This window comes from Sinorhizobium chiapasense (genome assembly GCF_045277575.1).
Lineage (GTDB): Bacteria > Pseudomonadota > Alphaproteobacteria > Rhizobiales > Rhizobiaceae > Ensifer > Ensifer chiapasense_A.
The window spans coordinates 3,802,775-3,823,682 of sequence record NZ_CP144205.1 but is presented as its reverse complement, the minus strand read 5'-3'; the positions used below and the strand labels follow the sequence as shown (position 1 = coordinate 3,823,682).

22 protein-coding genes and 1 tRNA gene are annotated in these 20,908 nt (G+C 63.9%); 11 read left to right on the top strand and 12 right to left on the bottom strand.

From position 1 onward, the window contains the following. Positions 1-28: 28 nt before the first annotated feature. Positions 29-562, bottom strand: a complete 534-nt coding sequence (locus tag QM996_RS18355; protein ID WP_500268649.1) for a GNAT family N-acetyltransferase — start codon at positions 560-562, stop codon at positions 29-31. Between the two features lie 2 nt (positions 563-564). Next, positions 565-1,143: a helix-turn-helix domain-containing protein gene (locus QM996_RS18350; RefSeq protein ID WP_500268648.1), complete on the bottom strand. Its 579-nt coding sequence runs from the start codon at positions 1,141-1,143 to the stop codon at positions 565-567. Positions 1,144-1,361: 218 nt separating this feature from the next. Here QM996_RS18350 and QM996_RS18345 point away from each other — a divergent pair, with 218 nt between their 5' ends. Both QM996_RS18345 and lepA read left to right on the top strand, forming a co-directional pair. Further along, complete coding sequence (locus tag QM996_RS18345; RefSeq protein WP_500268647.1) at positions 1,362-2,603, top strand: MFS transporter; 1,242 nt, start codon at positions 1,362-1,364, stop codon at positions 2,601-2,603. Between the two features lie 70 nt (positions 2,604-2,673). Then, the gene (gene lepA / locus QM996_RS18340) at positions 2,674-4,500 is read left to right on the top strand and encodes a translation elongation factor 4 (RefSeq protein WP_500268646.1); all 1,827 of its coding nucleotides are present in this window, start codon (positions 2,674-2,676) and stop codon (positions 4,498-4,500) included. A gap of 233 nt (positions 4,501-4,733) precedes the next feature. Here the strand turns inward: lepA and QM996_RS18335 are convergent, their stop codons facing one another. The 4 genes from QM996_RS18335 to QM996_RS18320 form a co-directional block, all read right to left on the bottom strand. After that, positions 4,734-5,237, bottom strand: coding sequence for a GNAT family N-acetyltransferase (locus tag QM996_RS18335; RefSeq protein ID WP_500268645.1), 504 nt, complete (start codon positions 5,235-5,237; stop codon positions 4,734-4,736). A 101-nt stretch (positions 5,238-5,338) separates the two neighbouring features. Further along, the gene (locus QM996_RS18330) at positions 5,339-5,914 is read right to left on the bottom strand and encodes a sugar O-acetyltransferase (RefSeq protein ID WP_500268644.1); all 576 of its coding nucleotides are present in this window, start codon (positions 5,912-5,914) and stop codon (positions 5,339-5,341) included. Beyond that, positions 5,911-6,390 (bottom strand): GFA family protein, encoded by a 480-nt coding sequence (locus QM996_RS18325; protein ID WP_500268643.1) that lies wholly within the window; start codon positions 6,388-6,390, stop codon positions 5,911-5,913. Before QM996_RS18325 ends, QM996_RS18330 begins: the two co-directional genes overlap by 4 nt. Continuing rightward, positions 6,387-7,142: a type 1 glutamine amidotransferase gene (locus QM996_RS18320; RefSeq protein WP_500268642.1), complete on the bottom strand. Its 756-nt coding sequence runs from the start codon at positions 7,140-7,142 to the stop codon at positions 6,387-6,389. Before QM996_RS18320 ends, QM996_RS18325 begins: the two co-directional genes overlap by 4 nt. A gap of 359 nt (positions 7,143-7,501) precedes the next feature. On the opposite strand from QM996_RS18320, the gene rnk reads away from it, so the two are divergent. Further along, positions 7,502-7,915 (top strand): nucleoside diphosphate kinase regulator, encoded by a 414-nt coding sequence (gene rnk, locus QM996_RS18315; protein ID WP_500268641.1) that lies wholly within the window; start codon positions 7,502-7,504, stop codon positions 7,913-7,915. Between the two features lie 122 nt (positions 7,916-8,037). Here rnk and QM996_RS18310 read toward each other — a convergent pair whose 3' ends face one another. Then, positions 8,038-8,493 (bottom strand): DoxX family protein, encoded by a 456-nt coding sequence (locus tag QM996_RS18310; RefSeq protein WP_500268640.1) that lies wholly within the window; start codon positions 8,491-8,493, stop codon positions 8,038-8,040. Between the two features lie 315 nt (positions 8,494-8,808). Here QM996_RS18310 and QM996_RS18305 point away from each other — a divergent pair, with 315 nt between their 5' ends. Together QM996_RS18305 and QM996_RS18300 are read left to right on the top strand one after the other, a co-directional pair. Then, entirely contained in the window at positions 8,809-9,090 is a 282-nt protein-coding gene (locus tag QM996_RS18305; protein WP_173515196.1) for an Rdx family protein, read from the top strand. A 68-nt stretch (positions 9,091-9,158) separates the two neighbouring features. Beyond that, positions 9,159-9,518, top strand: coding sequence for a YqaA family protein (locus tag QM996_RS18300; protein ID WP_500268639.1), 360 nt, complete (start codon positions 9,159-9,161; stop codon positions 9,516-9,518). A gap of 32 nt (positions 9,519-9,550) precedes the next feature. Here QM996_RS18300 and QM996_RS18295 read toward each other — a convergent pair whose 3' ends face one another. Continuing rightward, entirely contained in the window at positions 9,551-10,177 is a 627-nt protein-coding gene (locus tag QM996_RS18295) for a ribonuclease D (RefSeq protein ID WP_500268638.1), read from the bottom strand. A 108-nt stretch (positions 10,178-10,285) separates the two neighbouring features. On the opposite strand from QM996_RS18295, the gene QM996_RS18290 reads away from it, so the two are divergent. From QM996_RS18290 to QM996_RS18280, 3 genes are all read left to right on the top strand, one after another. Continuing rightward, entirely contained in the window at positions 10,286-10,597 is a 312-nt protein-coding gene (locus tag QM996_RS18290) for a hypothetical protein (protein ID WP_500268637.1), read from the top strand. Between the two features lie 229 nt (positions 10,598-10,826). After that, positions 10,827-11,855: a hydroxyacid dehydrogenase gene (locus tag QM996_RS18285; RefSeq protein WP_500268636.1), complete on the top strand. Its 1,029-nt coding sequence runs from the start codon at positions 10,827-10,829 to the stop codon at positions 11,853-11,855. A gap of 153 nt (positions 11,856-12,008) precedes the next feature. After that, a complete protein-coding gene (locus tag QM996_RS18280; protein ID WP_500268635.1) occupies positions 12,009-14,015 on the top strand; it encodes an adenylate/guanylate cyclase domain-containing protein in 2,007 nt (668 codons plus the stop codon). 6 nt (positions 14,016-14,021) lie between these two features. Here QM996_RS18280 and QM996_RS18275 read toward each other — a convergent pair whose 3' ends face one another. The 3 genes from QM996_RS18275 to QM996_RS18265 all read right to left on the bottom strand — a co-directional run bounded on the left by QM996_RS18275 (position 14,022) and on the right by QM996_RS18265 (position 16,855). Beyond that, entirely contained in the window at positions 14,022-14,978 is a 957-nt protein-coding gene (locus QM996_RS18275; protein WP_500268634.1) for an adenylate/guanylate cyclase domain-containing protein, read from the bottom strand. 281 nt (positions 14,979-15,259) lie between these two features. Then, positions 15,260-15,344 (bottom strand) — tRNA-Leu (locus QM996_RS18270). Positions 15,345-15,421: 77 nt separating this feature from the next. Further along, positions 15,422-16,855 carry a phosphomannomutase gene (locus QM996_RS18265; protein ID WP_500268633.1) on the bottom strand — a complete coding sequence of 478 codons (1,434 nt, stop codon included), beginning with the start codon at positions 16,853-16,855 and terminating at the stop codon, positions 15,422-15,424. 198 nt (positions 16,856-17,053) lie between these two features. Between QM996_RS18265 and QM996_RS18260 the strand changes: the two genes are divergently transcribed. Next, on the top strand, positions 17,054-17,572 hold the full coding sequence (locus tag QM996_RS18260; protein ID WP_500268632.1) for a BA14K family protein: 519 nt from the start codon (positions 17,054-17,056) through the stop codon (positions 17,570-17,572). A gap of 183 nt (positions 17,573-17,755) precedes the next feature. Further along, a complete protein-coding gene (locus tag QM996_RS18255) occupies positions 17,756-18,514 on the top strand; it encodes a hypothetical protein (protein WP_500268631.1) in 759 nt (252 codons plus the stop codon). On the opposite strand, the gene QM996_RS18250 is transcribed toward QM996_RS18255, so the two are convergent. Further along, entirely contained in the window at positions 18,515-18,844 is a 330-nt protein-coding gene (locus QM996_RS18250; RefSeq protein WP_500268630.1) for a DUF6665 family protein, read from the bottom strand. It abuts the gene before it with no gap. Between the two features lie 394 nt (positions 18,845-19,238). On the opposite strand from QM996_RS18250, the gene QM996_RS18245 reads away from it, so the two are divergent. Beyond that, positions 19,239-20,849, top strand: a complete 1,611-nt coding sequence (locus QM996_RS18245) for a hypothetical protein (protein ID WP_500268629.1) — start codon at positions 19,239-19,241, stop codon at positions 20,847-20,849. Positions 20,850-20,908: the final 59 nt, after the last annotated feature.

The following is a 20,908-nucleotide window of genomic DNA, read 5'->3' as shown; positions in this document are numbered from 1 at the left end:
AGGAGAGGGGCAATCGCACCAATGACAATTACCCGAGAAGCGTGATCCGCTTGTAGAAGAAGGTCGTGGCGCAAAGGCCGCCTTCGGGCCACATGGCATAATCCGGAATGACGCCGACGCGCTCCCATCCAAGGCGGGGATAGATCGCTTCCGCCTCGCTGCCGGTCGCCGTATCGAGCACCAGCAGCGTCTTGCCACGGGCCGCAGCTTCGCGCTCGACCGCCTCCATCAGCCGCCGCGCCAGGCCCTTGCCGCGGGCGTCGCGATGCACGAGCAGCTTCTTGAGATCGCCGCGGTGCGGCTGGTTCGGCATCTGCGCGACGCCGACCTGAACGGTGCCGAGAATGCGGCCCGCCTCCTCCGCCACCATCAGCAGCGTTTCGTTCGCCGCGACGGCCTCGACGACGCCCCGCCAATAGGCGAGCGCGCTTTCCGGCGGATAGGGCTGCATGAAGCCGACCGAGGCGCCACCCTTGACGCAATCGGACAGCACTTCGGCAAGCGCCGGCATGGCAGCGCGCGCTTGCGCTTCATCGAGCAAACGGATTTGAATATCGGACATGGTCAAACCTTGGTGCGGCAGAGGATGACGGCATAGTGAGCCGGCTCATCGTGCGGATTGTGGAAGATGTGGCCCGCCCCCAGGGCCATGAACAGGCAGTCGCCTGGCTCGAGCGAATGGGAGCCGGATTCGGTTGTGAGTTCCAGCCGGCCGGAGAAAAGCCAGAGATGCTGGGTGATGCCCCGGTCGGACGGTTGGCGCTCGAACACGACACGGGCGCCCGGCGGAAACTCGACCTCGACGATATCGACCGGCGAGCCGAGACCATCGGGCGAAACCGAGCGGCGCAGATAGCCGGATTCAGGATCGCGCCAGAGCCGCTGGTCCGCACGTTTTGCAAGCGGCGACGCCTCCTTGGTCTCGAAGGCAAAAAGGGCGGAGAGCGTGGTCGAGAGCGCGCTGCAGAGCTTGGCGAGAAGCTGCGCGGTCGGGCTCGCCTCGCCGCGCTCGATGCGCGAGATCATCGCCCGGCTGACGCCGGAACTGCTGGCAAGCTCGTCGAGCGTCAGGTTCTGTTCCATGCGCAGCGTACGGATCCGCTCGCCGATGGCATATTCCAGGGGTTCGGGGACGTTTTCCATTATTTGAGATTGCATTTCTCATATAGTGGAGTCAAGACTGCAAAAGATTAAAATACGGGCATGCGATGCCGCTTTGGCGACAGCACGACAGAGGTCTTTCGGCTATGGTGGCGGTTTCGCGAGCAGAAACGAGAAAAGCTTACATTTCAATACTTTAGATAGTTCTCATCGATCACGCCCGTGCACCTTTCAGGTGCGCCTTCATCGACAGGTTGGACATGACACAGCAGCCCTCCTCGCTGACCTCGATCGCCAGTATCGTCATCTCGATGACGGCGGTGGCGATCGGCAACGGCATGATGCTCGCCTATGTGCCCTTCGCGCTGACGCGCTCGGACGCGCCGGACTGGGTGCCGGGTGCGGCCGTCACCATGATCGCCTTCGGTGGACTAGTCGGCTGCGTCATCGCCGGGCCGATGATCCGCCGGGTCGGCCATGCCCGTGCCTTTTCCTGCTCGATGGCGCTCGTCATCCTCTCGGCGCTGACGATCGCGCTCGGCATGCATCCGCTTCTCTGGGTGCTTGCCCGCGGCCTCTATGGGGCTGCCGGCAACACCAATTTCATCATCAGCCAGAGCTGGCTCAACCATGCGAGCGAGAACCACTGGCGCGGCAAGGCGATGGCGCTGTTCTACATGGCCTATGTCATCGGGCTCGGTACCGGCGCCTGGCTGTTCGGGCAGATCCCGGCCGATGGCAACCTGCCGCCGCTCGTCACCATCTTCTTCACGGCGCTTGCGCTGCTGCCGATCGGGCTGACGCGACTGCCGACGCCGCCGGCGCCCGCCAAGGTCAGCATCGATATCCCGATGGTCTGGCGCAATTCCCCCGTCGCCTTCATCGGCGTGCTGGCCGCCGGCGGCCTGTCGATGGTGGTGCAGGGCTTCACGCCGATCTATGCGGCCGCGAACGACGTCAGCCAGAGCGATGTCGCCAATCTGATGTTCGTGATGCAGTTCGGCCTGATCGCCATCCAATATCCGATGGGAACGCTGTCCGACCGGATCGACCGGCGCCTGGTGCTGATCGGCACCTGCCTGTTGATCCTCGCCGCCGGCTTCTTCGCGCTCTCCGCCTCCTTCAGCAACCTGATCCTGCTGATGCTGGTCTTCGCGCTCTTTGCCGGCGCGGTCGAGACGGTCTATTCGATCGCCAATGCCCATGCCAACGACCGCACGGATCCCTCCGATTTCGTGCCGCTTGCCAGCACCATGCTGGTTGCCTGGTCGATCGCCGCGACCGTCGTGCCGATGCTGGTGACGCTGCTGACACCGGTGTTCGGGCAGCGCACGTTCATCTATGCGGCGATGGGCGTTGCCGCCCTCTACGCCCTCTTCGTGCTCATGCGACTGAGGAAACGCGACGAGGTTCCGGTGGCCGAACGCGAGAGCTTCGAGATCAGGAGCGCGCAGGTGCCGAATGCCGGCGCGCTCGTCGATGCCGAGGCGGGCGCCGAATAGGCCGATTTATAGTGAACGAAGCCTTCATTTCCCGCTTTGCGGCGGTTGAAGGCGCTGCTATATGCGGCCCATGAGCACAACATCTTCGAAGACGCCCCTTTCGCATATCCGCAACTTCTCGATCGTGGCCCACATCGACCACGGCAAGTCGACGCTTGCCGACCGGTTGATCCAGTCCACCGGCGGCCTCGCCGAGCGGGAAATGTCCGAGCAGGTGCTCGACAGCATGGATATCGAGCGCGAGCGCGGCATCACCATCAAGGCCCAGACGGTGCGCCTGCACTACAAGGCCAATGATGGCGAAACCTATGTGCTGAACCTGATCGACACCCCCGGCCACGTCGACTTCGCCTACGAAGTCTCGCGCTCGCTGTCGGCCTGCGAAGGCTCGCTGCTCGTCGTCGACGCGTCCCAGGGCGTCGAGGCCCAGACGCTCGCCAACGTCTACCAGGCGATCGATAACAACCACGAGCTCGTCACCGTGCTCAACAAGATTGACCTGCCGGCGGCCGAACCCGACCGCATCAAGGAGCAGATCGAAGAAGTGATCGGCATCGACGCCTCGGACGCGGTGCTAATCTCGGCCAAGACCGGTCTCGGCATTCCTGATGTGCTCGAAGCGATCGTCACCAAGCTGCCGGCGCCGAAGAGCGAGGGCGGCGATGCGGCTCCCTTGAAGGCGCTGCTGGTCGATAGCTGGTACGACACCTATCTCGGCGTCATGGTTCTCGTGCGCATCATCGACGGCACGCTCAAGAAGGGCATGACCATCCGCATGATGGGCACTGACGCCAAGTACACGATCGAACGCGTCGGCGTGCTGACGCCGAAGATGGTCAACATGGACGCGCTGGGGCCGGGCGAGATCGGCTTCATCACCGCCTCGATCAAGGAAGTGGCCGACACCCGCGTCGGCGATACCATCACCGAGGACAAGCGCCCGACCGACAAGGCCCTGCCGGGCTTCAAGCCGGCGCAGCCGGTGGTTTTCTGCGGCCTCTTCCCGGTCGACGCTGCCGACTTCGAAGACCTGCGATCGGCGATGGGCAAGCTGCGCCTCAACGACGCGTCGTTCTCCTTCGAAATGGAATCGTCGGCAGCGCTCGGTTTCGGCTTCCGCTGCGGCTTCCTCGGCCTGCTGCATCTCGAAATCATCCAGGAACGCCTGGAACGCGAGTTCGATCTCGACCTGATCGCAACGGCGCCTTCGGTCGTCTACAAGCTGTTCATGACCGACGGCACCGAGCGCGAGTTGCACAACCCGGCCGACATGCCCGATGTCGTCAAGATCTCCGAGATCCACGAGCCGTGGATCCGCGCGACGATCCTGACGCCCGACGACTATCTCGGCGGCATCCTCAAGCTCTGCCAGGACCGCCGCGGCATCCAGATCGAGCTGACCTATGTCGGCACCCGCGCGATGCTGACCTATGATCTGCCGCTCAACGAAGTCGTGTTCGATTTCTACGACCGGCTGAAGTCGATCTCCAAGGGCTATGCCTCCTTCGACTACCAGATCACCGAGCACAAGGAAGGCAACCTTGTGAAGATGTCGATCCTCGTCAATGGCGAACCGGTCGACGCGCTGTCGATGATGGTACACCGGATGGCGGCCGAGAAGCGCGGCCGCGAAATGTGCGAGAAGCTGAAGGAGCTGATTCCGAAGCACATGTTCAAGATCCCGATCCAGGCGGCGATCGGCGGCAACGTCATTGCCCGCGAAACCATCTCGGCGCTGCGCAAGGACGTGACGGCCAAGTGCTACGGCGGTGACGCCACCCGCAAGCGCAAGCTCTTGGAAAAGCAGAAGGCCGGCAAGAAGCGCATGCGCCAGTTCGGCAAGGTGGAAATCCCGCAGGAGGCCTTCATCGCCGCGCTCAAGATGGGCGACGAGTAGGCGGCGGCGCCTGCCCCTACGTTTGAAAGGGCGACCCGCGGGTCGTCCTTTTTTAGTTTGGGCTTGAGAGGCGCAGGCCGAGTTGTGGGTGACATTCAAGAGCGCCGTGCCGGCGATATGGGTGCGTGATTGGATCCTCGGGTCAAGTGTTCAGTCCGGGAACATCAAGCCCGAGGATGACGAACCTAGTGACACGCTCGCGACTCAAGAATCGGAGCGAAGCGCTTCACCCCTCAAAGCAAATACCGCTTCGAAATCCGATCCACCAAGCGCCCGTCGTTCAGCGGCACAGCCTTGTCGACCTTGTAGTCGACGAAGCCCATCTTGCCGTAATAGGTGAGGCCGCCCAGGTTGTCGGCACGGATGGTGGCGTTGAGCGCCTTGAGGCCGATCGAGCGGGCGTGGTCACAAGTGGCCGTGAAGAGCGCGGTGCCGGCGCCGGGCACCTTGTTGCCGCGGCGGGAGAAGGTGCCAATGTCGGCCCAGTCCTCGGGTATTCCGTCCCAGCGGTCCAGCGCCTGGAAAGCGCAAGGTTCACCATTCTCGTCCTCGGCGACGAAGCAGCTTACAAAGCCGGGGCCGGCGAGATAGTGCGCCACGAAGCTTTCGGGCGTGAACGGCGTCTGGTGGGCGGTGGTGCCGCCAATCCGGATGATCTCGTTCAGGAAGGCGCAGAGTGCCGGTGCGTCGTCAGGTCGCGCCGGGCGCACATGGATCGTCTTAATCTCATTCGTCATCGAATATTGTCCTCCTGAAATCGTCCGGATCATTTCATCCGTCCGTGGAACGATGAGGATGATCCGGCCCGTGCAATCACGCAGTTCCGGACCGAGCCCGTTCACGCGTCTCCCGATATAGGGGCGCTGGGCAGCGGGCGCGCCGGGTTGCCGACGACGATCGCGCCGGCGGGCACGTCCTTCGTCACCACCGAACCCGCGCCGACGATCGCGCCGTCGCCGATTGTGACCCCACCGAGAATGATCGCGCCGCCGCCGACCCAGACATCGGCGCCGATCGTCACCGGGCGGGCGATTTCGAGACCCTGCCCCCGAAGCACGGTATCCTTGTGGTGTTCAGCGCAATAGATCTGCACGCTCGGTCCGAGCATCGTCCCCTCGCCGATCGTCACCCGACCGCTATCGAGGATGGTGCAGCCGGCGTTGAGATAGGCTCGGGCACCGAGATGGATGTTGATGCCGTAGGAGCAATGGAACGGCGCCTCGATGACGACGTCATCGCCCACCGCACCGAAGAGCGCGCGCAGCGCGGGCGCCATGTTTCCGCGCTTCGCCGGCGGCATGGTGTTGTGCTGGTGGACCGCTTCGCGCGCCGTGAGGCGTAGCGCGTCGAGTTCGTCGTCGAGGCACGAGTACCACTCGCCGGCTGCCATCTTGTCGCGTTCGCTGGCGGTCACGCTTTTGCCTTTGCTTCCGCCGCCTGGCGCCGTGCCAGGCTTTCGGCCGGCCACATGGTCTTCATGTCGTAATAGACCTCGAAGGCCGGGGCGCCGCCTTCGAGCGACAGCCACTTCACCTTGGAACGGGTGAAAATGTGCGCGTCCGGCGGGAACTCCGAGGGCCGGTCGAGGCTGGCAATGCGGAGGAAGGAGAGCCAGCCGCGCCGGCCGTAGTCGCTCCAGAGCGCCGTCTGGCATTCGGCGCAACGATAGACGTCGTGCGGGCGGCCGCTGTCGGTGGGGAGCGTGACAACGACCGGCTCGCCCTCGGTGAGCTCGATGTTTTCGCGCTCGATGACGCCGTTGACGACGAAAGCGCTGCCGACCTGACGTTGGCAATCGCTGCAGTGACAGCAGTTGACGAACATCGGCGCGGCCTTCAGCCGATAGCGGATCTTGCCGCAGAAGCAGCCGCCGTTCAGTGTTTCACTCATCCGTCTACCTCCTCCAGAACCGGGTCCCTATTCACCTCGACGCCCTCCCGGCGACCGATCGTCGCCACCCAGGCGCGCGCCAGCGCCAGACCGGCCGCATCGGCCTCTCGGCCATGGCGGGCAGCGTGCTCGCGATAGCGGGCAAGCCATGTGGGGTCGAGCCGGTTGATCGTATCCGGGAAGGCGCGGTTCCAATCCTCGACCAGGTGCGTGTCCGCCTCGAAATGGAATTGAGTGCCATAGGCGGCGCGGCCGATACGGAAGGCCTGATGGGCGGTGGCGGCGTTTTCGGCGAGATGCACAGCCCCAACAGGCAACGTGAAGGTATCGCCGTGCCATTGGAAGATCGGGAAGCTCTGGCCGACGCTGGACAGCACCGGGTCCTCGGCGCCTTCGCCGCGCAGCTGGACCTGGCACCAGCCGAACTCCCTTGCGGCGCCCAGAAGATTTTCTGCGCCATAGGCCCGCGCGAGAAGCTGGCTTCCGAGGCAGATGCCAAGCACGGAGCGGCCGCTGTCGCCGAAAGCGCGCATCAGCGCGGCAAGGTCAGGCAGATAGGGATAGGCGGCATCATCGAGCGCGCTCTGCTCGCCTCCGAGCACGACGAGCGCATCGTAACCCTCGGGCGTTGCCGGAACGGTATCGCCAAGATAGGCGCGGCGGATCTCGATCTGCGCCTTGACCTCGCGAAGCGCCGTGCCGACCTGGCCAAGCTCGGTCTTCGCCATGTTTTCAACCACCAATACCCGCATCGTCACCTTCCCTTCGCCGTCGCGAACCGAGATTGACCACGAGCGCGGCCGCTGTTCAAGAGGCGCAGTAATCCGCGCCCCGCGCTTTGCCGCGCTCCGGTACGGGTCTTGACTTCGTGGTCAAACTTTCCGACCCTTGCGGCATCATGATGTCGACGACTTCTTCCCATCACTGCTTCCGGGTGTGCCCGATCGCAGGAACCTGACCCCGGCCCGGATGTTTGCGCTCTCCGGGTGAGGGGAGCCCTTTCGCGTCGGCAGAAGAAATTTCAGACGCGGCGAAACGAGCGCCGAATTCCCAGAAAAATCGATTCCGAGCGCGCCCGCAGGCGCCACGGCCGAACACGGCAGGTCACATCATGGCGGCATCCCGCAAGAAACTTCCCCCCATCATCATCAATGCCGAGGACCACAAGCGGCTGACGGCATTGGCCTCATCGGCGCTCGAGCGCGTGCCCGACGTGGCCGAATCGCTGCTCTCCGAGCTCGACCGCGCTCGCATCGGCGCGCCGGGCGCGCTGCCGGCCGACAGCGTGCAGATGGGTTCCACCGTTGCCTTTGAAGCCGACAACGGCTTTGCCAAGCAGGTGACGCTCGTCTATCCCGGCGAGGCCGATATCGAGGCCGGGCGCATCTCGGTGCTGACGCCTATTGGAGCGGCTTTGATCGGCCTTTCCGTCGGCCAGTCGATCGACTGGCAGGACCGCTCCGGCAAGGTGCATCGCATGACCATCCGCAGCGTGACGCCCCAAGCAATTCCAGGAAAAGTGTGAAACGGTTTTCCGTACGGAATTGCGTATTCTCTGAAGGTCGACCGGCGGATGTGCCGCCGGACGAAAAACGGGGAGGCCGGTTTTCGCCGCTTCCCCGTTTTCCCTGTTCATGGTTCGATCGATCAGAACTGCTTGCCGAGCTTGGCGTCGACCGACTGGCCGTTGGCGCCGCGGATGGCGAAGAAGAACAGGATCGCCGCCCAGAGGATCGACTTCTCGGCACCGAACAGGCCCTCGCCCTGCACGATGCCGTGGAAATAGACGGTGACGAGCAGAACGATCATGCCGGCAAAGGCCGCCGGGCGCGTCAGGAGGCCGATCGCGACCAGGATGCCGCCGAAGAATTCGGTGGCGGCGAGAAGCGGCGACCAGAAGACGCCGGGATAGAAACCCAGGCCTTCGACCATGCCGATCGCGCCGAAGGGATCCGTGATCTTGCCGAAGCCGTGGACGGCCAGCAGGGCACCGGCGAGCACGCGCAGCAGCGTCTCGGCGAAGCCATCGAGCGGCAGATAGATCTTTTCCAGCGCCGGCAGGATGGCGCGCGGGCGGGAACTGGAAACGGTGACGTCGGTCATGAAGGGCCTCTCCGGCGGTTTGGGGTGCGACAATTTGTGCAATCCCGGATCTCTCGCCGCGACGACCGCTCAAAGCAAGCTACCCGCCGATAAAAACATGACTATTTAGGTTGACAATTATGTGAGCGCGACGTGAGCAACTACAGCGCCGCGCGTCTAATCAGACCCGCAAAGGTCGCTGTAGCACTTTGATTTGCTGTATATTTCCTTTAATCGGCTACGATTGAAGGAAACATGCAGTAAGCGACGACGCAGTTGTTTCCACCAGGCGCCGCCGGTATGGTCGCCGCCCCGAGACATGTCCGAGACCAAGCCATGGACCAGAAACCGCGCATCACCATCCTCTATTGCACCCAGTGCAACTGGCTCCTGCGCGCCGGCTGGATGGCGCAGGAATTGCTGCAGACGTTCGGACAATCGCTTGGCGAAGTGGCGCTCATTCCCGGTACCGGCGGAAATTTCGAAATCCGGGTCGATGACGCGCTCGTCTGGGAGCGCAAGCGCGATGGCGGCTTTCCCGGCCCCAAGGAACTGAAGCAGCGTATCCGCGACATCATCGAGCCGGAGCGCGATCTCGGCCATACGGACAGGAGCTGATCCTGGATTTCGGAATTCTCGCCGGCGTCTTTTCCGCTGCGTTCCTGTCGGCCACGCTGCTGTTCGGCATGTCCGAGGCTGCGGTCGTTGCCGCGGCCCTGCACGGAGAGACGGGTCGATCCGCGCTCTTCGTCGCGGCGACGCTCGGCAACGTGCTTGGCGCCGTCGTCAATTTCGCGCTGGGGCGTTTTCTCATCCGCTTCGAAGGGCGGCGCTGGTTTCCGGTTTCACCGGCGAGCCGGCAGAAGGCGGAGGCGCTCTTTGCCCGCTACGGCCAGCCGGTGCTGCTGCTCTCCTGGCTTCCCGTCATCGGCGACCCGTTGACGCTGGTTGCCGGCCTGTTGCGTATGCCGCTGCCGCTGTTCCTGCTGTTCGTCTCGATCGGCAAGGCAGCGCGTTATGCCGTCATCCTGTATCTGACGCCCTGACGCCAAGCCGTCACAGCGCGGCGGTCGCCGGCTCAGCTGTGCGCGAAGATATCCGTCTCGTCCCAGCCCAGCAGGTCGAGCTTGGAGCGCGTCGGCAGGAAGGCAAAGCAGGCGTCGGCAAGCTCCAGCCGGCCGTCGCGGATGAGGCGCGCTGTCAGCTTGTCGCGCAGCGCGTGCAGGTGCAGGACATCGGAAGCCGCATATTCGAGCTGCGCCGGCGACAGGATATCCGCCGCCCAATCGGACGACTGCTGCTGCTTGGAGATGTCGACGTCAAGCATCTCCTTGAGATTATCCTTGAGACCGTGGCGATCGGTGTAGGTCCGGGTCAGCCGCGAGGCGATCTTGGTGCAGAACACCGGCGTCGTCGTCACCCCGAAGGTGTGGAACAGCACGGCGATATCGAAGCGGCCGAAATGGAAGATCTTCTGGCGGGCCGGATCGGCAAGCATGGCGACGAGGTTCGGTGCTTGCCTCTGGCCGGCGGCGATACGGATCACGTCGGCGGTGCCGTCGCCGGGCGAAAGCTGCACGACACAGAGACGGTCACGGCGGGGAATGAGACCGAGCGTTTCAGTGTCGATGGCGATCGCGCCCGTATAGCGCGCAGCGTCAGCCGCGGAAATGTCGCCTTCATGGACCCGTATTGCATTCGCCATCGAAAATCCCCAGATCAAACGAAATGGTGTCGCCTATAGCGCAAGTTTGGCGCCGGCGATACCGTTACCGTGTGCCGCCAGCCGGTCGCCCGTTCGAAAGCCCTGACCATGACGTCTCTTCGCTCCGCTCTCACCCTTTCGGCCCTTGCGCTGACTTTGGGGTTCTCCGCCGTCCCGGCACCGGCACAGACCTACCGGGATCTGCCCGGCGTGCGCCAGATGGACCCGCTGAACGGCGGCGGCGACCATACTGTATGCGAACAGACCTTCGTCGACCGCAATTATCCGTTCGAATCGACGGCTCGCGGCCGCCCCGTTTACGACACGATCTACAATTGCCGCCGCGGTGATGGACCGGTCTTCCAGGGCAGCGATCTGCCGCCGTCGCTCTATCGGCAGAAACGCGGCCTCGGCTATTGAGGCGATCCGTCGTCGGCCGCCACCCGTTCGCATGCTCCGCGCCCGACGGCCGCGCCGCTTGGCAAGGCGCGGATTTGTTCCTAGCCTGACGGCACAAAGCGGGGCTGCCTCCGCCGACGGCGCCGCGCATCCTACCAGACGCGCAAAGATCGCTCTAGCACTTTGAATTGCTGCATGTTTTCATCCTTCAATCAGTTACGATCAAAGGAAACATGCAGTGGGAGGAACCATGTCCGATACGAAGCCGCTCGCCATCAGCGCACCCGCTCCGCGCACGCTCGATCTGATCTTCACGCCGGAGGCGTTGGAGGACCTCAATCGGCGCTACCGGATCGTCGAAGCCGATCCGGACGACATCGCCGGGCTCGGCGACGCTGTCTTGTCTGAAGCGCGTTATATTATCGGCCAGCCGCCGCTCGATCACGCCACGCTGCAGCGCATGGGCCAACTCCGGGCGATCCTCAACGTCGAAAGCAACCTGATCAACAACATGCCCTACGAGCTACTGTTCGAACGCGGCATCCACGTGGTGACCACCGGCCAGGTGTTTGCCGAGCCGGTCGCCGAACTCGGCCTCGCCATGGCGCTCAACATCGCCCGCGGCATCGTCGATGCCGACCTTGCCTTCCGCGAGGGCCGCGAACTCTGGGGCGGCGACGGCAACCGCTCGGCGCGGCTTCTCTCCGGCGCCGACATCGGCATCATCGGCTTCGGCGACCTCGGCAAGGCGCTGAACCGCGTGCTCTCCGGCTTTCGCGCCAGGATCCGCGTCTTCGACCCCTGGATGCCGGCCTCGATCCTCCGAGACAACGGCGTCGAGCCGGCGTCGCTCGATACGGTCCTCGGCGACAGCGACTTCGTCTTCGTCGTCGCCGCGGTCACCAGCGAGAACGAAGGCTTCCTCGGCGAGAAGGCCTTTGCCCGTATGCGGCCGGGTGCCGCCTTCATCCTGCTCAGCCGCGCCGGCGTCGTCGACTTCGACGCGCTGATGGCCGCCGTTGCGCGCGGCCATATCGTGGCGGCCAGCGATGTCTTTCCGGAAGAGCCCCTGCCGCTCGACCATCCGGTCCGCCGCCTGCCGGGCTTCCTGCGTTCGGCCCATCGCGCCGGCGCGCTCGACAGCGCCTTCAAGAAGATGGGCGACATGGTGCTCGAGGACATGGACCTGATGGACCGCAACCTGCCGCCGATGCGCTGCAAGCGGGCCGAGCGGGAAACCGTCGCCCGTATGCGCTCGAAGCCTGTGTCGGTGAACTGAACCCCCGATTTTTCGCGACGCCTGTCGGCGGGGCGTGCATCCCGCCGATTAACGTGTTTTATGGGATTGGCATTTAACTTCCCTTGCACACACGACCGCCATTGCAACGTTAAGGTGGCCGCCGGTTGATCGGTACGGAAGCAGAGATTCGCAATGGCAGACACGGCGCCCGGTGCTCGACAAAGCAGAAAGCATGATGGCTGGAACAGCTCGTTGCGATCGCTGTTCAGCCTGGTCATGGTTGCGATGCTGATCGTCGTCTCCGCCACTCTGGTCGGGCTCGATTATCATCGCTCGCGCAACGCCGCTATCGCCGACGCCGAGGCCAACATGCAGGGCTTCATGAACCGCCTCGTCGACCGGCTGGGGGTTCTCTCGGGTGACACGACCGCCCTCGTCAATCTCGTATCCTCGGTCGCCAACTCCTTCCTCGTACCACCGCCGGAACGCATGAACGACAAGGTCGCGGTCCTGCGCGAAGGCATCACCCGTTCGCCGCATATCGACGGGGTCTATGTCGGCTACCCCGACGGCGCCTTCTTCCAGGTTGTCGATCTCAAGCAGATCGCCTGGCGCATGGCGCTCGACGCGCCACGGGGTGCCGTCATTGCCGTGCGCTCGATGGAAAAGGATACAAGCGGCAAACCGCTCCAGCGCGTGCTTTTCCTCGATAAGGACGGCACGCAATTTTCGGAACGGCGTCTGCCGCCCTCCAGCTTCGATCCGCGGACCCGTCCGTGGTACCGCGCCGCGGTCAACGGAACGGCCGCGGTTTCGACTGGCCCCTATGAAAGCGCCACGACCGAAACGCTCGGGATGACGATCTCGCAGGCGCATCGCGGCAATCCGAAGATCGTCATCGGCGCCGACGTCGTACTCGACACGATCACCGATTTCCTCGCCCGCGAGCGGCTGACCGCCGACTCGGTTTCCTTCATCCTCGATTCCGTCGGGCGTCCGATCATCCATTCGGACCGCGTGATGATGCGACGCATCATGGCGGCGAAGGACAAGGACGCGCCGATCGTACAGGCCGAGAGCGATCCGCTGATCCAAAGCATTCGCCTCAATCCGCCGGAGCCAGGCAAGGCCGATTTCGTCGAGGTCGGAGACCGAACCTATCTGGTCATGGTGACGCCGCTCGAATCCGCACTGCTTCTCTCCGGCAACCGCGCCGTGGTGGCGGCGCCACTCGACGAGTTGATGGCCGAGGCCAACCAGACACTCGTGCAAGGTCTCGCGATTTCCGGCTCGGTCGTCGCGCTCGCGGTGCTTGCCTCGCTGGTGCTCGCGCATTTGATCACCAAGGGGCTCAACCAACTGACCGCCAGCGCCAACCGGCTGCAGGATCTCGACTTCACGACGCCCATCGACGTCTCGTCGCATGTCAGCGAGATCTCGACGCTCGGCGGCGCCATGAACCGGGCGCGCGATGCGATCTTCACCTTCGCGCTCTACGTGCCCAAGGAACTGGTGCGCAAGGGCATCGAATCGGGCCAGTTCAGCGGCCGCTCCGCCTGGCGGCAGGAGGTTACGGCACTCTTCACCGACATCTACGATTTCACCACGCTCAGCGAAAAATATCCGCCGGAAGAGGTCGTGGCGATGCTGTCGGAGTATTTCGACATCTTCAGCGAGACGGTGGGAGAGCACGAGGGAACGATCATCCAGTTCCTCGGCGATTCGGTGTTCGCCATGTGGAACGCGCCGGCTCCGGACGAAAAGCACGCCGAACATGCCTGTCGTTGTGCGCTGGCGGTCGAGGAGCGCCTCAGCGCCTTCAACGGAACCCAGCGCAAGAAGGGGCTGCCGGAATTTCGCACCCGTTTCGGCATCCACACCGGCACCGCCGTCGTCGGTAATGTCGGCGCCAAGGAGCGGCTACAATATACGGCGATGGGCGACACGGTGAACGTCGCCTCCCGCCTTGAGGGCATGAACAAGAACTACGGTACGACGATCATGGCGAGCGGCGCCGTCGTCGCCCAGGCCGGCACTGCGATCCGCTTCCGACCGCTGGGTTCGGCGCAGGCGAAGGGGCGCGCCTCCGCGCTGGAGATCTACGAGGTGCTCGGCGCCGAACCGGAAGAAAAGCCGCCTGTGGGTACTCCGCCGATCAGCCCGGAAGAGGCGGAGGGCGGCTCGCGCGAAAGCACGTGACGCCCCTCATGGCCCGACGCTGCGGCGCTGGCGGGTCACCCAGCGGATACCGGCGATGACGGCAAAGGCGAGCAGCGGCCAGACGGCCCAGAACACGCCGCGCCACGTCAGCAGATTGATGGCAAGGACCACCAGCCCGGCAATGGCCAGCACGCCGATGCCGCGATCGGCCCACGGATTTGCCCTGAGCCAGGCGAGGCCCGACAGAATGCCGAACCCGAGCAGTGGCCAAACGGACCAGAGCACGCCGTTCCAGGTAAGGAGGTTCAGCGCGACCAGTCCTGCGGCGATGACAGCGAGTACGGGAAGAGATCCTCGCTTGGCCGCCGCAACCGCGCCCTCGACACGCTTTGCCTCGGCCCCGGATCGGCCGGCATCTCCGCTCGCCTGACCAGCGGAGCGTCCGAAGGCCTGGACGCCGGGCGCCGGGCGTGCATCGGCCGCGCCGATGCGCACCGCATAGCTCGGCACGCCGCCATCGATGTTCTTCACTTCAAGCGGTCCTAGAAAATCAAAGCCGACGGCGACCTTGTTGCGCACCTGGTCGTAGACCGTGCTGGAGATGACGATGCCGCCGGCGGGTGCTGAAGCTTGCAGGCGCGCCGCGACATTGACGCCGTCTCCATAGAGGTCGTCTCCCTCGGCAATCACATCGCCGAGATTGATGCCGATACGAAAGAGCATCTGTTCCTCGGCAGGGCACTTGGCGTTGCACCCCGCCAGCTCGTTCTGTACGTCGATCGCCGTCCGCACGGCTTCCACGACACTCGGGAACTCGGCGATCAGACCGTCGCCCCAGGTGTTGACGACGCGCCCCTCATGCGCCTCGATCAGCCGCCCCATGGCGTCGCGATAGCGCTTCAGCGTGGCGAGCGTGCCCTCCTCGTCGGCACGCATCAGCCGGGTGTAGTCCTGGACATCCGCGGATAGGATTGTCGTCAGCTTGCGACGCGTCTCAGACATCGCCTCGTCCTCGCTCGAGTTCCGCCGCCACGGCGGACAATTGCATGGTACCGCGTTTGCGCGACCCGCACGCCTTTCGTTGCGGATAGAATATCAATGCTGACGGTCAAGGCTTCAAGGCGCGTTGCGCGAAAATAGCGACAGCGTACAACCAATATGAGGGAAAGAGAGTGCCGCTCGGCGGGAAACCAGCGCGACTTTCAACCAAGTGCCAGAAACGAAAAAACCCCGGGTAACCGGGGTTTTTTTAAAACCAAATCAAGGATTTGGCTTAGGGAATTTGGTGCCCAGAAGAGGACTCGAACCTCCACGCCTCGCGGCACAGGTACCTGAAACCTGCGCGTCTACCAATTCCGCCATCTGGGCGACGAGCGGGGGTGTAAAAGGCCAGAGCTGAAGTGTCAACAGGCTTTTTGAAGTTTTCGTGTCGGATTGCAAAAAACTCAGTTCGACACGGTTTCAGCCCATCGGCGGATTGTGGATAGACCTGTTGAGAGCAGCGCTTCGGCAGTCTCCGACGTCTCCGCCTCGACGTAGCACCGCATCTCCGGTGCATTGCCCGAAGGCCGGAAATGGATGATCCGGCCATCATCGAGCGTCACCCTGAGCCCATCGATGTCGCTGACGGCAGAGACGCCACCGATCGGCGACAGGAATTCTGCGAGATTTGCCGCATCTCCGCGCAGATAGGCCATCAGTCGGGCGCTTGTTTCGACCGGAAAGTTTTCGAGCCGATCGCTGAGTGCCACAGGCAACCGGTAGGAAGCGGCGAGCGCGGAAAGCGAAAGCTTGGCCTCGGCCGCAGCGGCAAGTGCGGCAACGATCGGGAGAAAGCTGTCGCGCGTGGGCAGGGCCTCGAGTGTTGCACCGTTGACGACGAAGGGGCTCGCAGTCAACGTGCCGCCATTGGCCTCGAAGCCGGCGACCTTCTGCGCCCCCTCTTTCAGCGCCTGCTGCATGCCGGCGATGACAAAGGGCGAGCCGACGCGGGTGCGCAGAACCGAAAGCCCTTCCCTGCCCTCCAGGCCGGAATTCGAGGTGACCGGAGTGACGGTAAGTCTGGCACCGAGGAAACCGCACGCCATCAGGCCCAGCAGGTCGCCACGCATGGGCAGCCCGTTTTCGTCGGCGACCAGGGGCCGGTCGCCGTCACCATCCGCCGACACGATCGCATCCAGGCGATGTTCGCGAGCCCAATCCCGAAGCCGCTCGATCGTCTCCGCCGAAACTGCCTCGGTATCAACCGGAACGAAATGCTCCGAGCGCCCAAGGGCCACGACATCGGCGCCAAAGTGAGCCAGCAGTTCGGCGATCAGGTCGCGAGCGACGGTGCTATGCTGGTAGACACCGATCTTGAGGCCGGACAGCGCGCCGGCCGGCAGCAATTGCCGGTTCCTTTCCATGAAGAGCGCGGCAGCCCGGGCCGCATGATCCTCGCCGGTCCCGGCATCGGCAACCGGGGCGATCTGGTTCGCGATACCGTCGGCGATGCGGCTGATCGCGACCTCATCCTCCTTGTCGATCTCGCCGTCCGGGCGATAGAACTTGATGCCGTTGCGATCGGCCGGAATATGCGAGCCGGTGATCATCAATCCCGCCGCCTTGTTGGCGAGACCGTAAAGCGCCAGCGCGGGGGTCGGCACCGTGCCGCAATCGAAGACGCGCAGCCCCTCGCGCGAGAGGGCAGCGGCGCAAACGGCCGCGATCTCAGGGCTCGAATCGCGGAAATCGCGAGCAATCAGGATGGGATCGCCGGGTTTGCTGAGCCCCGCCGCCACCAGGTGCCGGGCAAAGGCGGTCGCATAGCGGGCGGAGGGCCCTCCCTTCAGTTCCTCGGATAGGCCGCGCAAACCACTGGTGCCAAACTTCAATTGCATCGCGTACCTCGTTGAATGAAAGAACCGCAGTCACACGGCCGAAGCATCGGCGCCGTGCTGCGGGGGATGAACGGACAGAAATCCAGTGGCTCCAGTAACGACCCGCCACGTCCGCCGCCATGAATAAACCAAGAAAAACAAACGTAATAGAGGCAGGGACACAAGCGGAAGGCATCGCCTTCTGAAAGTGAGGATAAAATGACGGGATTTCGCAATTTCGTTATCGGCTGCAGCTTGGCCGCCACCTCCCTGATCACTCCCATCGGACCTGTTCAGGCAATGCCTATCCAGGCGCCCGATCTCCAGATCAAGGCACAGGGCGACGTTCAGAATGTGCAATACTACCACCGGCGCTACTGGGGCGGCGGTTGGGGCCATGGATGGGGTTCCGGCTGGGGACCCTACTACCGTCACGGTTGGGGCGGACCGTACTATGGCTCGGGGCTGAGCTTCTACTTCGGCTCCGGCGGCTACTATGGTGGTGGTTATTATGGCGGCTACTACCCCCGCTATGGCTACTACCCGCGCTACGGCTACTACCGCGGCTACTACCCGCGTCGCTACTACGGCGGTAACTACTACTATCGCGACCGATATGTGCGCGGCGGTTCGCATGTGACCTGGTGCATGTCGCGCTACCGCTCCTACGATCCGGCAACCAACCGGTTCCTAAGCTACGGTGGGGCCTACAGGGTCTGCTACTCGCCTTACCGATAGGCGAAACCACGGCAACGCAGCGTGAGGGCGATTGCGGCTCACGCGTATCTCCGCGCGCAATCGCGGAGACAACCGGGTTTGTGTGCCAGGCCCGTCCCGATTGTGGGAGACCACGGTTAAGCCGCCATTAACCGCGACGACCTAACTTTCGGAAAGCTCCACGATGCTGTCCGGGGATGAAACATGCTGCTTCCGACTCAGCAATCGACCGCCACCGCAACGACCAGCCTGGTCGGCTCGATCGTCAAGGACATCGAAAAGCGGCAGGCGGAAGAAGAAGAAAAGGCCAGAGGTGCCAAGGACGACAAGATCCTGAAGGCGCAGGTCCAGTCCGATGGCGCCCGCAAGGCGGCGAACGACAAGATCAACGCCCATTTCTTCGATCGCACCCGGAACGACCCCAACAGCAATCGCGCGGCTCTCATTCGTCAGGTCGGCGAGTTCTTCGACCTCGACCGCGAGACATTCAAATCCGACACCGCCTTCGCCAGAGCGCTCGAAAACGAGATCAAGGCCCTGGATCCGAGCGATATCGCCAAGGTCGAGGAACGGCTTGGGCTGGATAAACTCGGCGTCTCCCTCACCGAATTGGCCGAGGCACTCAAAAATCCGGGCGGCCGGGAAAACGAGACGCTGAAGGCGGTGCTTGGAGAGACGAGCGGCAATGGGTCCCAAAGCCAGGCACAGGCTGCCAAGGCGGTGGATCGGCTGAAGAGCGCAGTGGAATCCGGGTCGCTCGAGGAAGCCCAGGTCGACAGCCTGCGCAACGATCCCACCCGCAGCACCGACAAGCAGTCGCTGGTCGAGCAGGACGAGCAGCTACGCGCACTCCGCCTCAAGGATGAACTGAAAAATGTCGCCGAGCGCCGCGAAACCGAGCTGCAACCTTTGGTCCGCCTCGACGAGAACGGCCTCTACAGCCTGGCGGCGCAGAGCTTCTGATCATTTCCTGCGCACGATCCCCAACCGCGCCATGACTTCCTTGGGGATGCCGTAACGGCGAACGGCATCGCGGCTGTCGCGCAGCCCGCAGATCTCGCGCTGAATGAAAAACGCCCAGACGGCATCGGCTGCTTCATCGAGAAGCCGCTCACGCAGATCCGGGGCCACCTCCGCCTTCAGCTCCGACAGTGCGGCAAGGGCCTTTTCCACCTTGAGCCCATGCCGGCCGAGCGCATCGGCGCGCTCGGACATGAGCTCATATTCGAGCACGTTGAAGGCACCGGTGGTCGAGAAGGTCGGGCTCAGGGCTTTTGGGGGACGAACGGTCATCCGGAACTCCTCAGAAGTGCTGAAGATGGCGCTGTTGACGCCCACAGGCAAGGGCGGTCGACCGCCGCAGCCATCGAAACATGGTTAAGATTTCATAAACCTCTTTCACCTAACCTCGAACATCATGCCGATTCCCTATCCGCGACGTTGTCGCGGTCGTCCGGCCATTGGCCTGCTGCATGTTTCTTCAAGAGCATGCAGCAACCCAAAGAGCGACAGCGACCTTTGCGCGTAGGACGCGCGGCGCTGTAGACGCGCATGAGGCGCCAACCCGTAAGTGACGAAGAAACAGTCCGCACACGAGCCGGAAATCGGTCCGTGTCTAGGCGTGCAACCGCGTTTCGTCGGTCAACGGCGATTGGTCAACCCGAGGTCAAGCGAGATGGAGACCAGAATGCTGATACCCATCCAGACGGGCCGAGCGGCGGCCGCCTCTGCAGAAGATGCGAGCACCAGGGCACAGCAGCCGGCAGCGCTATTGCCCGCCGGCCAACGCGGGGAAGCCATACAAAAGATCCTGGACGCGCTGACCCGACATCTCTCGGGCCGCGAAATCCTCTCCAAGGACGCGTTGGTGCGGCTGATGGAGGACCTGGCGCGCATCCTGAGGTTCCCACCCCTGCCGCAGGAAGGCGGGCGGGATTTCGTTCGCCGCCTCGTAGCCTTCCTCGAATCGATGCCTGCATCCGATCGGCTGCTGCTCGAACGTCAGCTCGGCGGGCGCAGCCTCGCCATTCGGGTCGGCTTGCTTATAGAACTGCCGGCGATCCGCAATGGCACGAGCGCGCCGGGCAGCGCCGCCACCCCGATGCCCGCCCAGGCACGCGATGTTATCCTGCGCAACCCTTCTCTCCAGCCGGCCATGCCTCTCAACCCGGTTGCTGCACGCACCCCGGTTGCCGGAGAGGTCGCGCTGCTGCAAGCGGTGCTGCGCAAGACCTTTGGCGTCGGCGAGGACACCGACGTGATGGAATCGCGGGGTGATGACCTGGACCGGGCCGGAACGACGGAAGCGCCTTCGAAAGGTCGGAACGCAGCACCGGTCGAGCGAAGCGAAACGCGTGCGAGCACGGGCAAGTCCACGTCCGCGGAAGGCACGCCGGTCGAAAACGCCGCCGCCCTGCTTGCAGGCGAAGGCGACGTCGAGGAAGCACTTCCGCAAACGGCCCCCGGGGCCGAGCCTGAGCAAACCGTCCCACCGGCCGATGCCGGGCATGTCGAAAGCGAGGCGTCCGCCAGCGAGAGCACGGCGCCGCCGGTCGAGGCTGATGCGACAGCGACAGCCCAATCCGCCGAGGACGGGGATCCCGATGGCACCTATGGGCCGATGCGGGATGCCGACGAGGATAATAGTGCCAAGACAGCAACGACGGCCGGACGCGGCAATCCCGAGACCCGGCCGGTGCGGGTGCTTTTCGAGGCGATCAAGACGCTCATTCGCGACAGCGTGACCTCGCCCGAAAGCACTGCCGGCGCCGCGACCCTGCCGGCGGCCGAGCATGCCGATGGAACGGATGCGCCGGCGCCGGTCCCGGCAAAGGAAGCCGCCGCGCAAGCACGCGCGATCGACGGCGCGACCCGCCCGCGCGAGGCGCCGGATGGCGGCAACGCCTTGCCATCCTTGCTCGACGAGCAGGCGGAGGACGCAAAGGTAGCCCAGCGCACGCCTGCGGACACGCGGACGCAACGGGCAACGGACGAACAGACGATGCAGCAGGTCATCGCAAGGCTCGTCGAAAACGGCCTGCCGCGCGAAGCCATTCCCTTTGCCATGATCCCCTACCCGCTGGCCGCCAAGGATGCGGCAGAAACCGAAAATCTCAGCCATGAAATGCCTGCCGGTTCGGAAGATCAGGCATCGGACGAAGAGCAGGGCGCTGAAGAGGGTGACGACCGCGATCAAGCGGACGGGGCGGAGCCAACGGACGAGGCCGCGCTCGACGACGGGGCAGCGGAAGCACCCGACGCCTATGATCTTTATCGCAGGCTCGGCGGCCTCGGCTGAAAGTCCAAACCGAACAAGCATTCGGCCAAAGAAAAACCCGCGGAGATAACTCTCCGCGG